The sequence below is a fragment of the Maribacter aestuarii genome, assembly GCF_027474845.2.
Classification (GTDB): Bacteria; Bacteroidota; Bacteroidia; order Flavobacteriales; family Flavobacteriaceae; genus Maribacter; species Maribacter aestuarii.
In genome coordinates, this window is the sequence record NZ_CP107031.2 from 2,013,235 (window position 1) to 2,030,023 (window position 16,789).

At 39.8% G+C, this 16,789-nt stretch carries 14 protein-coding genes; 4 read left to right on the top strand and 10 right to left on the bottom strand.

Translation table 11 applies throughout. From position 1 onward, the window contains the following. Positions 1 to 19 precede the first annotated feature (19 nt). The gene (gene dgt, locus N8A89_RS09125) at positions 20 to 1,363 is read left to right on the top strand and encodes a dGTP triphosphohydrolase (protein WP_281541988.1); all 1,344 of its coding nucleotides are present in this window, start codon (positions 20 to 22) and stop codon (positions 1,361 to 1,363) included. On the opposite strand, the gene N8A89_RS09130 is transcribed toward dgt, so the two are convergent. Continuing rightward, entirely contained in the window at positions 1,360 to 2,472 is a 1,113-nt protein-coding gene (locus N8A89_RS09130) for a DUF3078 domain-containing protein (protein ID WP_281541989.1), read from the bottom strand. The two genes, dgt and N8A89_RS09130, sit on opposite strands and share 4 nt — an antisense overlap. Next, complete coding sequence (locus tag N8A89_RS09135) at positions 2,469 to 4,235, bottom strand: 1-deoxy-D-xylulose-5-phosphate synthase (RefSeq protein WP_281541990.1); 1,767 nt, start codon at positions 4,233 to 4,235, stop codon at positions 2,469 to 2,471. Before N8A89_RS09135 ends, N8A89_RS09130 begins: the two co-directional genes overlap by 4 nt. A 97-nt stretch (positions 4,236 to 4,332) precedes the next feature. Between N8A89_RS09135 and N8A89_RS09140 the strand changes: the two genes are divergently transcribed. Both N8A89_RS09140 and N8A89_RS09145 read left to right on the top strand, forming a co-directional pair. Next, positions 4,333 to 4,776 (top strand): nucleoside deaminase, encoded by a 444-nt coding sequence (locus N8A89_RS09140; protein WP_281541991.1) that lies wholly within the window; start codon positions 4,333 to 4,335, stop codon positions 4,774 to 4,776. Positions 4,777 to 5,111: 335 nt separating this feature from the next. Further along, the gene (locus tag N8A89_RS09145) at positions 5,112 to 5,555 is read left to right on the top strand and encodes a hypothetical protein (RefSeq protein ID WP_281541992.1); all 444 of its coding nucleotides are present in this window, start codon (positions 5,112 to 5,114) and stop codon (positions 5,553 to 5,555) included. Between the two features lie 223 nt (positions 5,556 to 5,778). Here N8A89_RS09145 and N8A89_RS09150 read toward each other — a convergent pair whose 3' ends face one another. From N8A89_RS09150 to aspS, 6 genes are all read right to left on the bottom strand, one after another. Beyond that, on the bottom strand, positions 5,779 to 5,970 hold the full coding sequence (locus N8A89_RS09150) for a cold-shock protein (RefSeq protein ID WP_281541993.1): 192 nt from the start codon (positions 5,968 to 5,970) through the stop codon (positions 5,779 to 5,781). 85 nt (positions 5,971 to 6,055) lie between these two features. After that, the gene (locus N8A89_RS09155; RefSeq protein ID WP_281541994.1) at positions 6,056 to 6,307 is read right to left on the bottom strand and encodes a hypothetical protein; all 252 of its coding nucleotides are present in this window, start codon (positions 6,305 to 6,307) and stop codon (positions 6,056 to 6,058) included. A gap of 23 nt (positions 6,308 to 6,330) precedes the next feature. Further along, positions 6,331 to 8,118 carry a chloride channel protein gene (locus N8A89_RS09160; RefSeq protein ID WP_289644199.1) on the bottom strand — a complete coding sequence of 596 codons (1,788 nt, stop codon included), beginning with the start codon at positions 8,116 to 8,118 and terminating at the stop codon, positions 6,331 to 6,333. Positions 8,119 to 8,152: 34 nt separating this feature from the next. Further along, positions 8,153 to 8,980 carry a tetratricopeptide repeat protein gene (locus N8A89_RS09165; protein WP_281541995.1) on the bottom strand — a complete coding sequence of 276 codons (828 nt, stop codon included), beginning with the start codon at positions 8,978 to 8,980 and terminating at the stop codon, positions 8,153 to 8,155. Beyond that, complete coding sequence (locus tag N8A89_RS09170) at positions 8,952 to 9,476, bottom strand: hypothetical protein (protein ID WP_281541996.1); 525 nt, start codon at positions 9,474 to 9,476, stop codon at positions 8,952 to 8,954. The genes N8A89_RS09165 and N8A89_RS09170 overlap by 29 nt, the downstream gene beginning before the upstream one ends. Positions 9,477 to 9,584: 108 nt before the next feature. Then, a complete protein-coding gene (gene aspS, locus N8A89_RS09175) occupies positions 9,585 to 11,333 on the bottom strand; it encodes an aspartate--tRNA ligase (RefSeq protein WP_289644200.1) in 1,749 nt (582 codons plus the stop codon). 255 nt (positions 11,334 to 11,588) lie between these two features. On the opposite strand from aspS, the gene N8A89_RS09180 reads away from it, so the two are divergent. Then, positions 11,589 to 11,939 (top strand): toxin-antitoxin system YwqK family antitoxin, encoded by a 351-nt coding sequence (locus tag N8A89_RS09180; protein WP_281541997.1) that lies wholly within the window; start codon positions 11,589 to 11,591, stop codon positions 11,937 to 11,939. A gap of 70 nt (positions 11,940 to 12,009) precedes the next feature. Here N8A89_RS09180 and N8A89_RS09185 read toward each other — a convergent pair whose 3' ends face one another. Next, positions 12,010 to 15,531, bottom strand: coding sequence for an efflux RND transporter permease subunit (locus N8A89_RS09185; protein WP_281541998.1), 3,522 nt, complete (start codon positions 15,529 to 15,531; stop codon positions 12,010 to 12,012). Positions 15,532 to 15,604: 73 nt separating this feature from the next. Beyond that, entirely contained in the window at positions 15,605 to 16,774 is a 1,170-nt protein-coding gene (locus N8A89_RS09190; RefSeq protein WP_281541999.1) for an efflux RND transporter periplasmic adaptor subunit, read from the bottom strand. Positions 16,775 to 16,789 lie beyond the last annotated feature (15 nt).

Consider the following 16,789-nt stretch of genomic DNA (forward strand, 5'->3'; position numbering starts at 1 on the left):
CGTTCATTAATTATCTTACATGAACTGGGAACAATTACTATCGTTAAGAAGACACGGAGATACCAATAAAAGACTTAGAAACGAGCAAGCCGAAACCCGCTTAGGTTTTGACGTGGATTATGATAGAATTATATTTTCGTCTGCTTTTAGAAGCCTACAGGATAAAACCCAGGTCATACCTCTTTCTAAGACCGATTTTGTTCATACCCGACTTACCCACAGTTTGGAAGTCTCCGTTGTAGGACGAAGTTTGGGCAGATTGGCCGGAGAGAAGATTTTGGAAAAACATCCGTATTTAAGTGAAATACATGGATATAAATTCAATGATTTCGGGGCCATTGTGGCTGCCGCGGCCTTGGCCCATGATATCGGTAACCCGCCTTTTGGGCATAGTGGTGAAAAATCTATAGGGGAATATTTTAAAACGGGTAACGGTCAAGTTTTTAAGGACAAACTTTCCGAGAAGGAATATCAAGATATTATCGATTTTGAGGGCAACGCCAATGGCTTTAAACTTATGACACAAGATAGGGCGGGAGTCCCGGGCGGGCTTCGATTGAGTTATGCCACGCTTGGGGCCTTTATGAAATACCCGAAAGAATCGCTCCCTAAAAAACCTTCCAAGCATATAGCCGATAAGAAATTTGGATTTTTTCAGTCCGAAAAACAATCCTTCACATCGGTGGCTAACGATTTAGGCCTTCTACAAACCAGAAAGGGTGACGATATTTCATTTTCTAGACATCCGTTGACATTTTTAGTGGAGGCTGCAGACGATATTTGCTATACGATAATCGATTTTGAGGATGGTATAAATTTGGGCCTGATTTCTGAGGACTATGCCTTGGAATACCTCATAAAACTGGTCAAGGATACCATTAACACCAAAAAATACAATTCGCTGGCGTATAAAGAGGATCGGCTAAGTTATCTAAGGGCGTTGGCCATTAATACCTTAATACAGGATGCGGTAGCCATCTTTATGAAGAATGAGGAGAAGATAATGCAAGGTGAATTCGATATCTCACTAATGGATAAAAGCAAGTATGACGCCCAGATAAGGGATATCATAAGTTTAAGCGTTCAAAAGGTATATCAATGCCAAGAGGTCATAGAGAAGGAGATAGCCGGCTATACCATCATCTCAGATATACTGGACGTTTATGTGAATGCTCTTGTGCGGGCCACTGAAGGGAACGACTCCAATTACCATAGATTGATAATTAAAACCCTTCCGGAATTCTATCAAAGGACGGATATCCCGCTTTATGATATTTTGTTGAATACCTGTTGTTATGTAGCTAGCCTCTCCGATAGTTCAGCGGTTCATATCCACAATAAAATAAAGGGAAAACAACTTTAAAAATCGTATGCAACACCAATACCCAAGACCTGTTTGAATTGGATGCGCGGCTCGCCTGGATCTGTTATGTTACCATTTTCGTCCCTAACCTCACCAAATAGAATATTATCGTCATAAATGACCTGTGTTCCCAATGTCGTGAGGATGTATTTGTTTACCCGAAGTTTTAAATTCAGCTCCCAGTCCACATCTATGTTTCCAAAACTGGAGAGGTAGTCCGTATAAAGACTTAACCTGCTCTTCAATTCGATGTCTTCTGCTATGTTCCAATTCCAATTATTGGTTATTAAGAACCCAATTTCCAAGAGATGGTTTTCTCCTGGAGTAATTACATTTCCCTCAGCATCCTGAACAGCTTTTTCAACACCAAATGAACCAATGTCCGCCAGTCGCTGATCTAATACAAACGTTGATTTCTGCGTTAAGGGGGATAGGTATAGATTAAAACTTTGATCTGGGGTTATGTAAGAAGTACCTGCACCAAAAAAGAGATAACCCGGGGCCATGAATCGTGAAATTGGGGTCTCCCTATCTGGATATTTGTATCCATTGGAGAATTGCGTATTAAAATTTAACTGGACTGAATAGTACCAGTTGCTAATGGTATCGCGTCTATATCCCAAATTGGAACTTAAACGAATTACATCCTCGGTCTTTCTTAGTTTTCTTCCTTCTTGGGCATTTAATCCGTAGCGCATCTCCAAATTGTTGTCCCATTGGAAATATCTAAACTTATAATTCCGGACAAATTTGAAAAACCCCAAACCGCTTATGGCGTTATCACCACCGGCATTCCAATTAACGAAGGCAACTTCACTTACATTTAACCCTAATAAATTCTCTTTGGTCCAAAATGAAGGCACTCGGAACCGATTATAGCGGTCTTTTAATGGTTTAGTTTTTTTAAAGGAAATTACCGGATTGGTGAGGTTAACACCCCTTGGGATATGCTTTATTTTATCTTGGGTTTTTCGGATGACAATAGTGTCTATAACAGTGGTATCCGGAACTATGGGCTCAGGAATACTGTCCTGTGCGAATAATACCGATTTTGTAACAAACAGGATGCACAAGCAAAATATACTGCGTAATAAAACAAAGTTTCTCATAAAATACTTTGTAAGTAGTCTTTAATGGATTCCTTATCTATACCTCCTAACTTATAGAGTTCATCAACCTTGCCATGACTTATGAACCTATCCGGCAGTCCAAATATCTTGATATTCTTTATTATTTTGTTTGCGTTTGCAAATTCTAGAATTGCGCTTCCAAACCCACCTATGGCTACCCCGTCCTCTACGGTCACTACAAACTCGTAATCATTAAAGATAAATCTCAATTTGTCTTCGTCTAGGGGCTTTACGAACGGAAAATCATAATGGCCAATTTTCTTGCTGTTTTGGAGTTCCTCTAAGATTTCCGTAATTGTATTTCCAATTGGGCCATGACTCAAAATGGCTATCTTTTCCCCTTTTTTGAGTTCATTTGCCAGACCTATTTCCAATCTTTGCATCGGTTTTTCCCAATCCTCAAACGTACCTCTACCTCTTGGATAGCGGATAGCGATGGGGTTGTTTAAGCCTAATTGTGCCGTATACATGATATTCCTCAAGGCGATCTCGTTGATTGGCGAAAAAAGGATAAGGTTTGGAATGCAGCGTAAATACGCAATATCAAAAACCCCATGGTGCGTTGGCCCGTCTTCTCCAACAAGACCGGCCCTATCCAAACAAAAAATTACAGGAAGGTTTTGGAGGGCTACATCATGTATTACCTGATCATAGGCCCGTTGTAAAAAGGTAGAATAGATATTGCAAAAAGGAAGAAGTCCATCTGCGGCCATACCTGCCGCCAAGGTTACAGCATGTTGTTCGGCAATACCCACATCAAAAGCCCGTTCCGGAATTTCTTCCATCATAAACTTTAAAGAACTTCCCGTTGGCATGGCTGGGGTAATACCTACAATGTGCTTATTTTTACGGGCAAGTTCTACAATAGTTCTTCCAAATACGTCTTGATATTTTGGAGGTAATTTTTCGAACGATTTTTTCTCCAATTCCCCTGTCAGCTTATCGAACTTGCCTGGCGCATGATAGGTAACCTGATTTTCTTCTGCTTTTTGAAGACCTTTCCCTTTTTTCGTGATAACATGGAGCAATTTTGGTCCGTGTACCGACTTTAATCTTTCTAGCTCATTAAGCAGTTTGTCCATATCATGACCGTCTATTGGCCCTGTATAGTTCAAGTTTAGACATTCAAAGATATTCTCGTCTTTTGCCGTACCTTTTTTAACGTTGGTCAAGTACTTTTTCAACGCACCCACACTAGGGTCAATACCTATGGCGTTGTCATTCAGTACAATGAGCACGTTGGCTTTGGTAACGCCTAAATGGTTAAGACCTTCAAATGCCATTCCGCTGGCAATGGATGCATCTCCGATGATGGCTACATGCTGTAGTTTGCCGTCCCCTCTTTGTTGAGCTGAGATGGCCATACCCAAAATAGCGGAAATGGATGTAGAACTATGTCCTGTTCCAAAAACGTCATACATACTCTCCTCCCTTTTAGGAAAACCACTAATACCATTTAATTGCCTATTGGTGTGAAAAATGTCTTTTCTGCCAGTTAATATCTTGTGTCCGTAGGCTTGGTGTCCAACATCCCAAATGAGTTTGTCGTACGGGGTATCAAATACATAATGCAAGGCAATGGTCAATTCAACGACGCCAAGGCTCGCCCCTAGATGACCTTCTTTAGTAGCAACAATATCAATGATAAAATCCCTAAGTTCTTGTGCGAGCTGAGGTAACTGCTTTGGTTTAAGCTTTTTAAGGTCTTTGGGCAGATTGATATGGTCTAAAAGACTGCTCATGAAAACTGGATAAGCCACAAAAATACTTCTTTTAAAAAGCAAAACAATTGTTTTTCAGCCTTCTTCTCAAGTGTACTATTATCGTATTTTTGAAATTATGATAATTCCCTACGATGACACTTATTTTATGAAGAAAGCCCTTCAAGAAGCGGAGTACGCCTTTGAAAATGATGAGATTCCGGTGGGTGCTGTAGTCGTGGTAAAGGATAGGATTATTGCCAGGGCACACAACCTAACCGAAAAATTGAATGATGTTACCGCCCATGCGGAGATGCAGGCCATTACCGCAGCAGCAAATTTTCTTGGGGGCAAATATTTAAAGGATTGCACGTTGTACGTTACGTTAGAACCTTGTCAGATGTGCGCAGGGGCCCTTTATTGGAGTCAGATCGGGAAAATCATATTTGGTGCTAGCGATCCGCAGCGCGGTTGTATCGCTATGAAAACAACGCTACATCCAAAAACAACAATAATAGGAGGGCTACTAGATCAGGAAGCTTCTGAATTATTACTTCGTTTTTTTGAAAAAAGACGGAAGTAATGCTAGCCTTTAGTAATTCCCAAAATCCATTGATTCTTGAGCTATAATAACCTCTAAAGAGTTTATCTAATTTGGCTCCGTAACAGGTTACTCAATAAAACTTTTAAAAAAGACCGGAAATGGGACTCTTAAGAAATTTCTTGTCAAAGTATTCCTATAAAATAGACAATTAAAGAAACTCTTACCGTCCCGCAGTAACTAGGAATAATTGTATTATTAATTGGATTATAAGAGTAACAATTTATGGGCAAAGACAAATCATCCCTGTAAAATAAAGTAGGGTTCTTTGCGTTCCAGTTGTTACAATAAGTCAGTAATCAAATCTTACAATGAGTATGAAACTTACAAAGTTATTCTTTACGATTCTTACAGTTGCTATAGCCACAACCTTTGTTGGTTGTAGTAATGATGATGATAATACCATGGCTCAAATACGGGTAAATGGGGTGGTATTCGATAATGGCGACGATTTCAATGGTGACGTGGATGGCGACTTCACAGGAAACGGTGGAAGCGCCACTAGAACGTTCGTCTGGTTCAACAATTTGACTACCGCGGACTATAATGCCGACATTACCGCTACTGTCCAGGGCACTTTCAACATGGTTGTGTTGGATGCCGATGGCAATACCGTTTTGAACAGATCTTTGGACGGAGCGGTTGAGCCTGATTCCTTTTCTGGGGTAACCGATGCAGGAACATCTGGGGTATGGTCGGTAACAATTACGGTTAACTCTTTCACTGGGGACGGAAGTTTTTCTTTGAGCGAGGGCAATTAAATCCTTAAATTCATTTCTAAAGTAAAAGACCCTCTTAAGGGTCTTTTTTTATTATTAATTGTGAAACATCTTGAAGTGGCATCAAATAAACGACGTTTTTTGCAACCTATTTACTTCATTGACAGGCTAGAAATACTATATACTTTGCCGAAGACCTTAACTGATTATAATAAAAAACCACGCTGCAGCGTGGTTTAAAATTCTTCAAAATATAATACTTTGATTACAGGACCTGTACCTGTCCTGCAACAGTTCCTTTTCTTCCTTCTTCTTCTACGTATTCTACTTTGTCTCCTTCTCGTATCTCAGTTCCGTTAAGAGCGGTCGCATGAACAAAAATGTCCTTCCCGGTGTCGTCGTTGGTAATAAAGCCATATCCCTTGGATTCATTAAAAAATTTAACTGTGCCAGTCATTCAATTAAAGATTAGATGTTAATATCTCTAATTTAATAAAAATTGCTTAATAGACCTAGTAATGAGGGAGTTAAATGGCTTCAAATTATTCGAAACCCTCTTTTTTAGGCGGTTTTCCTTGCATTTTACGAACGTTTTCATCCGTCAACATATAGTCCTTCATCTTCTTGCCTTTGCTCTCTTTGATCAAAAATAAAGGCATGGCAACAAGGAATAATAATAAGGTTCCTGAACCAATATATTTATTGGCCAAATCTTCCTGATTTTCATCCAGCGAGAAACCATAAATCATCAGGCCAAAGGATAGTAGGACCAAAAGTGTAATAAAATACTTCATACCACAAATTTAGGAAATAGGTCTCAAGTTCCCGTAAAATTGATCAATTCCCTACGGTAGGCTGTCAGTAATTTCGATTTGGAGACAAAACCATAGTAGCTTCCTTTTTTCACTACGGGTAGGTTCCAAGCGCCACTCTTTTGAAATTTTTCCATAACCTTTTCCATACTATCCTGACCATAAAAAATGACATCTGGGGGCTGGTTCATGAAGGTGGCTACGGTTGTTGTGTCATATAAGGCAGTGTCGAACATGAACTCCCGAATATCGTCCAAAAGAACAATACCGACCAAAACGTTGGCCTCGTTAACTACGGGATAAAGATTTCTAGTGGATTTGGATACCGAATCATGTAGCATTTCTCCTAAAAGCATATCAGGATGAACGACTTTGAAATCCTTTTCAATAACATCGTCAAGTTGCATAACCGTCAGCACGTTTTTATCCTTGTCATGTGTTAACAAGGCCCCTTTTTCGGCTAATTCACGGGTATAAATTGTATGGTCCAAGGTATTTTTGGTAATGAGGTAGGAGATGGCGGCAGTAATCATTAAAGGAACAAAAAGTTCATATCCACCGGTTATTTCGGCAATCAAGAAGATAGCCGTCAATGGCGCATGAAGTACTCCGGCAATTAAACCAGCCATACCGATTAGTGTAAAATTACTTTCGGATACGGCAAACCCGAGGCCAGAATTATTTATGACCTTTGCTACAACATTACCCAAGGCACTGCCCATAACCATGGTGGGTATAAAAATTCCACCGGCACCCCCGGCTGCGAACGTAGTGGTCATGGCCACTGCCTTGAAAATCGTAAGGCCGAAAAGCAATGCAATTACCACCCAGATGTTATCCATATGCGTTTCAAAAGGAGTAGTTCCCAAGGCTTCGATATGATTTCCTTTGAGGAGGTTGTTTATAAAACCAAAACCTTCCCCGTATAACGGAGGGATAAAGTACAACATGATTCCTATGGCTATACCCCCAACTAGTAACCGGTATTTAGGACTTTTTAAAGGTTCAAATAACCGAAATATTCCAAAGTACATTTTAGTAAAGTAAATGGAGGCTATAGCCGTACCTACACCTAAAATAATGTAGAAAAAAGTATCGGCTATCTGAAAACTATCTGTTAGGGAAAAATAGAAGAGGACTTCGTTGCCAAGAAAAAAATAGGATGTAAGTACGCCAGATATGGAGGCTAATAGTAATGGGAGCATGGACAGCATCGTAAAATCCATGCTAAAGACTTCAACTGCAAAAATAATAGCGGCTATGGGTGATTGAAAAATGGAGGCTATGGCACCAGCGGATGCACAAGCGATCAATAGGGAGCGGGTTTTTGCATTTATGTGTAAAAAACGCCCCAGGTTTGAGCTTATGGCAGAGCCTGAAGCTACTGCTGGCCCTAACAAGCCTACCGACCCTCCAAACCCTACAGTGAGGGGGGCTGTAATCAAAGGCGTGAATATTTTTTTGAGGTCAATGAGACCCTTCTTTTTGGAAAGCGCAAACAATATGGATGAAATGGCATGCTCCAGTCTTTCCTTATGTACAAATTTTACATATAGAAAAACCAAGGTAAGCCCTATGATGGGAAGGATAAAGTACAATTGGTTTCTAGAAACTATAATTCCACTTTCTAGGGAAGACTCGATAAAATAGGTAAGGTTTTTAAGCGTAACCGCAGCTAGTCCAGCCAACAAGCCAACTACCACCGCCATGATATGGATAAAAGTCTTGTTGGAGATATTTTTATATCTCCACTTTATAAATTTGGTGAAGAGCTTTTGCTGTCGGGTTGGCATTGGTGCTAAATAACTTAAAGATGAGTAAAGGTATTTAATTCCCCTTTACTATGGCATCCCTAAGTTCCTCTAAATCTTGCCTGTAAATCTGACGGAGTGTTTCTACGTAGGCACGATTATTATAAAATTCTTGTTCAAAGTCCAGAATTGCTTCATCGACTAAGGCCAAAGCTTCTTCATATTTTTGTTGCTCCATGAATACTAGGGCTTTGTAATATTTAGCGTCCGCCGATTGTTTAAAGTAATGAATAACCTTATCAAAATTTTCCAGCGCTTTTTCGCTGTTCCCAGATTCATGATAAGCGATTCCCCTGTAGAGAAATGCTTCTAGTTCTACCCAATCCTCACCTGTATCCTCGGTTTCTTTCGTTATATGTTTGTCCCAATATGCAATGGAATTATCATAGTCCTTTAGTCCTAAATAGGCTATGCCACGCCAAAAATACACACTATGCCCTTGGGGATAATCTAAATGTGGAGTTAAGGTATCCGTTGCGTCAAAATCAGCTATAGCCTTTTTATAATCGCGGTAAAACCATAAATATAAATAGCCTCTATATCCCTGCCATGTTTTTGGATCATGATAAACCGCTTTATCAAATTTTGGTTTCCATTCAAGGGGCATACCCCTTTTTAAATTAGCAACAGAATACTCCCTCAACGCCTCGGCATATGTTGAATCCAATTCTATGGCTTCTTCTAATAATTTCATGCTCTGGGGTGAGCCTTGAAGAAAATTATGCTCTTCCTTAAATTTAAGCTCAGCCAGCTCTCTGTTTAATTCACTTTTTTGCTCTATTTTCTTTTCATTACAAGAAAAGACCAATAAGGCACTAAGGAATAATTTCAACCACTTTTCCATCCTCAATTTTATAGATTAAATACATATACATATCACGAGGTTCTTTCGCTTCCACTAAATTCCAATTTTCTTTTATAAAGGAAAGTTTATATAATTCCTGAACTAAATTTGAGTCCAGCTTAGTTGGGTTTAAATCAACGTCCAGCTCATTTGTTTCAATATCACCGATATTTCCATTACAATCAATTAGAAATCGAAAATTTAAAAACCCGCTGTCATTGTATTTTTCTTTTGAAAAACTGGATTCTATCAATTTTCTGAAAGTGGGTTTCCCTCCTTTGTAAATATTTGAGGCAGAACTGTGGTAGAATCCTATAGGTAATTTATCACTACAGCGTTTAAAATTAGAAGAGGCATCGGGATTGGTCGGGTTCAAATAGCCTATATGTCCTTCATGATTACTATTAAAAGGATTTTGATACTTAGAGAAAGACACACTGAGTGTAACGATACAAATCAATAAAACTAATAACGACGTTTGATACCACTTTTTCATACACAAGGAATAAGGCGTTCAATACGATTTATTTCAAATTCTCTTTTCGCTTGTCAAAAATGCTTACAAGGCATAGAGCCTCAATAATATAACAAACAAATCTAACCTTTATAAATCCAACTTCAGATTCAGTTCCTTTAGCTGTTCCTCATCAATAGGGGCAGGAGCATCAATCATCACATCTCTACCACTATTGTTTTTCGGGAAAGCTATAAAATCACGGATGGTTTCCTGCCCCCCAAGAATTGCGACCAAACGATCTAATCCAAAGGCGATTCCGCCATGTGGTGGTGCTCCATACTGAAAAGCATCCATTAAAAAGCCGAATTGTGCTTTTGCTTCTTCCGGAGTAAAACCTAAATGCTTGAACATGGTTGACTGCGTCTCTTTATCGTGAATACGGATTGAGCCACCTCCAATTTCATTGCCGTTCAAAACCAAGTCATAGGCGTTAGCACGTACAGCACCTGGGTCTGAATCCAGTAATTCCAATTGTCCCGGTTTTGGAGATGTAAAAGGATGGTGCATGGCGTGGTAGTGACCCGTTTCTTCGTCCAGCTCCAACAATGGGAAATCCACGACCCATAAAGGAGCGAATTCATTGGCATTACGTAAGCCAAGCCTTGTGGCCAGTTCCATACGCAAAGCACTTAATTGTGCCCGTACTTTATTGGTTTCCCCAGAAAGCACACAAATTAGGTCGCCTGGCTTGGCGTTCGTGGCTTCCGCCCATTTGGCCAAATCCTCTTGGTCGTAAAATTTATCTACGGAAGATTTAAAACTACCATCCTCGTTGTACCTGCAATAAACCATGCCCAAAGCTCCTACTTGCGGACGCTTTACCCAATCCACTAGCGCATCAATTTCTTTTCTAGTATAGGTATTGGCTCCGGGAACTGCTATACCTACAACAAGCTCGGCCGAGTTAAAAACGTTGAAATCTTTATGCTGGGCCACGGCGTTGAGCTCTCCGAATTCCATTCCAAAACGGATGTCTGGCTTATCGTTACCATATTTTGCCATGGCTTTATCATAGGTCATTCTTGGAAAAGAAGCAACATCGATTCCCTTAATTTCCTTAAGCAAGTGCCTGGTCAGACCCTCAAAGGCATTCAGGATATCCTCCTGCTCCACAAAGGCCATTTCGCAGTCTATTTGGGTGAACTCAGGTTGTCTATCAGCTCTAAGGTCCTCGTCCCTAAAACATTTTACGATTTGAAAATATTTATCCATGCCGCCCACCATCAATAATTGTTTGAAGGTCTGCGGGGATTGGGGAAGGGCGTAGAACTGCCCCTCGTTCATACGACTGGGTACTACAAAGTCCCGTGCACCCTCTGGGGTGGATTTAATAAGATAGGGTGTTTCTACCTCAATAAAACCTTGATCAGAAAGATATTTTCTAACCTCCATGGTTACTTTACTCCGGAAGATAAGGTTGTTTTTTACCGGATTTCTACGAATGTCCAAATAGCGGTACTTCATACGCAAATCTTCACCGCCATCCGTATCATTTTCAATGGTAAAAGGAGGTGTCTTGGATTCGTTCAAAATCTGTAGTTCCTCCACCAATACTTCTATATTCCCAGTAGGGATATTATCATTTTTTGAGGCTCTTTCAATGACCTTACCCTTTACTTGGATAACAAATTCGCGTCCCAGGTTTCTTGCTTGTTCCAAAAGAGGGGCAGCGGTTCTATCCGCATCAAACACAAGTTGCGTAATACCATACCGGTCACGCAAATCTACCCATACCACAAAACCTTTATCCCTAGTTTTTGCTACCCATCCAGACAAGGTTACAACCGTATTTATATGTGTTTCTCTCAATTCACCACAGGAATGGCTTCTATACATGATAATTGCTTTAAATAATGGCCAAATTTAAGAAGTCTAATCCATTAAATATGTATAGAAGCTCGGTGTTTTGTAAGTAGAAGAGTGCTTTGGACAATGTTAAAGTTAATATCTTAAAGTTTTGATAATCAAATATATAAAGATTTAATGTAAATTTAATGTAAATTAAATGTTAGGTAATAATTGAATTATTGTAAAATAATCTTAACTTTGTAACGTTAATGTAATGTAGTACAAATTTTGAATTTATAGATTATGAAAAAATTCCTATTTATAGCGTTATTCGCCCTTTCTTTTGGAGTTTATGCACAGGAGGTGGAACCGAAGTTTGAGAAAGAAGGTGATAAAGTGAAAGCTACTTATTTTCATGCTAATGGGGAGATATCTCAACAGGGATATTTTTTGAACGAAAAGCTAGAAGGGCAATGGAAGATGTTCAACGAAGAAGGTGAAAAAATTGCCATGGGGAATTATACTAACGGTATGAAAACTGGGAAATGGTTATTTTGGGAAGGCGATATCGTTAAAGAAGTAGATTTCGATAATAATAGAATTGCTGCTGTCACAAATACTAAAAACAAGAAACCAGTAGTGGTGAACAAATAATAGTACGGACCTAAAATTAAAAAGCCCGAATCCTTAGAGGACTCGGGCTTTTTAATATTCCAATTTTTAACTATGCAGCAGTTTCTAAATCTTCCGTCGTTTTTTCTTCCCTGTCCTTTGTTCCCCGTACGGCCAATTTAATTCGGTATACGATATTAAATAGAACGGGTACAATAATGAGGGTAAGGAATGTGGCTACAATCAGCCCGAAAATTACGGTCCATGCCAACGGGCCCCAGAAAATCACGTTGTCCCCACCCATATAAATCTTAGGGTCAAACTCCGAGAATAAGGAAAAGAAATCAATATTTAATCCAATAGCCAAGGGAATAAGTCCCAGGACCGTTGTAATTGCCGTTAGGATAACAGGGCGTAACCTTGCTTTACCCGCTTCCGTAATGACTTTTGTAACTTCCTCTAAGGATAATAAATCGTTATCCTCTAAATCCAATTTCACTTTTTTACGGTCGATAAGAATCTGTGTATAATCCAGCAGTACAACACCATTATTCACCACAATACCGGCTAATGAAATGATACCCATCATGGTCATCATAATGACAAAGGACCACCCCGTAATCATCAGTCCGCCAAAAACACCAATGAAGCTCAAAAAGATAGCGATCATGATAATCAATGGTTTTGAAATGCTTCCAAATTGGAATATTAAGATGAGCATGATTAAAAAGAGTCCTCCAAAAAAGGCACCGATTAGGAACTGCATTTGTTTGTTCTGTTCTTCAATTTCTCCCGTAAAATCTACTTTTACAGAATCTGGAATACCATCAAAGTTTTCCATTTCACGTTTTATTTCATCAACGACCTGCGCCGGGTTACCACCGGCCTTTAAACCAGAGTAGACCGTAACCACACGATTACCATCCCTATGCTTAATAGAGCTGAAACCCGAGGAGTTTCTTTGCTTGGCAACGGCAGATATGGGAATCTCCTTAATCTGTCCCGTGGCCTGATCCCTAAAAATAATATTCTGGTTAAAAAGGGCATTCTGGTCAAAACGCAAGTCTTTGTTAAAGCGAACATTAATGTCGTAGTCGTCACCATCTAGCTTATAAACCCCAGCTTTTTCACCAAAAAGTGAGCGCCTTAGTTGATTTCCCACTTGGCCAACAGCGACACCTAATTCCCCCGCTTTCTCGCGATCAACGACAACTTGCATGGAAGGCTTACTTTTATTAACGTCTATTTTTAATTCCTCAATAAAAGCGATATTCTTACTGTTAATGTAATTCCTGATATCCTCTGCGGTACTTATCAACTGGTCGTAATCTTTACCCTCAAGTTCTATGTTCACCGGATACCCTGCTGGTGGGCCATCCGCATTTTTTTCTACGGAAATGGAAACTCCCGGATATATTCCAGTAACATGTTCTTGCACGGATCCCCTAAGTTCTTCGGTGTCCAATCCGTTGCGGTACTTGTATTCTCGCATAGATACTGTAACTTTTCCCCTATGTGGCATTTCTGAGGCAGAGCCACCATCTGTTTGTGGATTCCCTGCGCCTTCACCTACCTGGGATACCGCTGATTCGACGAGATAGTTATAGTCCTCATCTCTTTTGTATTTGTCGCGGTTAATTACTTCATATACACGTTTTTCAATATCCTTGGTGATTTTATTAGTTTTTTCAATGGACGTGCCCTCAGGATATTCTATGTAGACGTAAATCTCATTAGGCTTATTCTCAGGGAAGAATTCAATTTTTGTACGGCCAGAGTTAATAGATAGACCAAATAACATGAACGTAACTACCAAAAGCAACACCGTTAAGCCGAAATACCAATAAACGTTTTTTCCTCGCAAGGAGTGTTTTATTCTGCGCTCATACCAATTTTCAAAGCGAGGCATAACGTTGTTTTGAAACTTATTGGCCCATCCTTTGATACCGTATTTATAGGCCCAAAACAGTAAAGCTGTAAAAATAAGCACGGTTCCTAAACCTCTTACGGGTCCGCCTATAACTAAAATGAGTATACCAAGACCCACTAGTATGCCAGTAGTTCTGATAAGTCCTTTTTTACTGATTTCTTTATCCCCAATTTCCATATATCTGGATACCAACATCGAATTCATGAATATGGCCACGAATAGGGAGGAACCAAGTACAACGGACAAGGTTACGGGAAAATAGATCATGAACTGACCAAAAATCCCAGGCCACAGTCCTAACGGCACAAAAGCCGCCACCGTGGTAACCGTAGAGATAATAATAGGATAGGCGATTTCACCAATTCCCTTTTTTGCCGCTTCGGTGCGGGACATGCCCTCGCTCATTAAGCGATATACGTTTTCTACAACAACGATACCGTTGTCCACCAACATGCCCAGACCCATAATCATCCCAAAAAGGACCATGGTATTCAGCGTAAAGCTGACCCCGTCAACGACGTAACCCAAAGTATCCAGTACAAAGAATGATATGAACATGGACATGGGTATGGCGAAACCTACGAATAAGGCGTTCCTAAATCCTAAGAAAAACATAAGAACTGTTACTACCAAAATGATTCCGAAAATAATACTGTTGACCAAGTCATCCACTTGGTTCAATGTACGTTCCGAAGAGTCGTTTGCTATGGATATATTCAAGTCGGCAGGATAATATTCGGCTTGCGCTTTTTTTACGATTTCCCGTATTTGCTGTGTAGCCTCAATCGTATTCTTTCCAGAACGTTTTTTGATATCCAACATAACCACACTTTCACCGAACTCCCGTGCGAAGGTGGTTTTATCTTCCTCATCAAAAGTTACTTTGGCAATGTCCTTAAGGTATACTGCACCTTTTTCAGATTTGACGACAAAATTGTTCAGTTCCTTCGGGTCTTCAATTTCGCCCAAAACCCTTATCGTTCTTCGCTGTTCGCTCGTTTTGAGGTTACCCGCGGACATGGTCATATTGCCATTCGCAATAGCTCCGATTACATCTTGGAAACTAACTTTTGCCGCCATCATTTTATAAACGTCAACAGCCACTTCCACTTCTTTCTTTTGTGCTCCCCGGATATCTACTTCTTTAATCTGTGGTAGATTCTCAATTTCTTCTTCAAGGTATTCTGCAAAATCCTTCAGTTTTTCAACGGGATAATCTCCTGTAAAATTGATGTTCATAATGGGGAAGGACTCGGCAAGGTTCAAGTCAAAAACATTAGGTTCCACTTTGGCTCCGTTAAAGGTTGGCCAGTCCTCGCTCGCTTTTTCGCTGTCAACCTCGTCCTTTACCTTTTGTTTGGCCTGTTCCACCGTGATGTCTTCATCAAATTCTATGGTTATTATAGAATAATCTTCTTGTGAGGTTGAGGTCGTTTCCACTACGTTACTCACATTTGTCAACCGATCTTCCAGTGGGTCCGTAATTAAACGTTCAATATCCTCAGCTGTATTTCCAGGATAGGGCGTACTCACATAGATCTTGGTCTCAACGATTTCTGGATAATCTTCACGGGGCATCGATTGGTAAGCACTATAACCCACCCATAAGAGAAGGGCTATCATTACGAAGATGACAGAGGGGTTGTCTATCGCCCATGAAGAGAGAGCAAATTCTTTATCAGCGTTTTTTTTCTGTTTACTCATTATGTTGTTAGTCTTTAGTTTGATTTTTGATGTATAAAAGTCCCATTGTCTGCAGATGAAGATGCATTTTCGTCTACTTACTTAAAATTTTTACATTTTGGCCTTCCTTAACGCTCCTTGCCCCTTCTTTTATCAGCACATCACCTTCCGAAACTCCGGAAAGTATTTCAACCATGTTGCCTTGTGTCCTTCCAGTGGTTATAATTTGCCTAGAAGCCAAAGCCTTGTCATCCTCAATATTTTTAGCCACATACAAATATTGCTGTCCATCTGCATTTTCAGATATAATGCTCTGTGGGACTAAAATGGCATTTTCACTTGTATAATCGTTAAGGCTCACTTTGGCAGTAAGATTAGGTTTAATGTTACCGTTTTTATTAGGTACCGCAACTTCTACGGTAAATGCCCTGTTACTTGGGTTGATGAAATTTCCTGTCTGTCTTATTTTGGAGGTAACCGTATCCCCTAAAACAGGAAAATAGACGATGGCTTCTTTACCTTCTTTGACACTGCTCAAATAATTTTCAGGCACTTCTACTTCAATGTACATATCCGAAAGATTTACAATCCTAAAAATCTCGGATCCGGGTCCTGGAGCAACGACCGTACCTTGGTCTTTAATGACATTATCGATAATTCCTGAAAAAGGTGCTCGGATAGTTGATTTCCCTAATTGACTCTGTGCTTGTCTAACGGCACTTTCAGTAGCCTCGTAATTTGACTTGGCCTGCAGGTATTGTATCTCAGAACCGATCTTTTGATCCCAAAGACGTTTTTGACGTTCGAACGTTGTTTTAGCCAAGGCGGCCTGTGTCTTTAATTGGGCCAATTGGCTACCCATTCCGCCATCATCTATAGATGCTAACAGTTGGCCTTTGGAAACTCTTTCCCCCTCTTTCACATAAACACGTTCCAACGTTCCAGCCATTTCCGGATAAATAAGGACATTCTGCTTTGTTTTGACATCGCCTTGCAATTCAAGAAAATGATAAAAGGTTTCTGCTTTAGCGGTAATTGTAGTTATTAATGGAAGATTTCCTTCACCACTCAAGACAGATATAGCAGAATCTAGTTGTTTCAAGTCTTCGTTGATAGCTTTTTGCTTTTCCGAAATTTCTGTTTTTTTGGCCCTTAGCGTTTCCAAATCACCTTCTGCGATTAAATCACCAATAGTTGGTTCCGAAGAACTTCCACAAGAGGAAAGGAGTAGTGTAAAAGTGAATAGGTAGATTATGTTTTTCATTCTTAATAATTATTT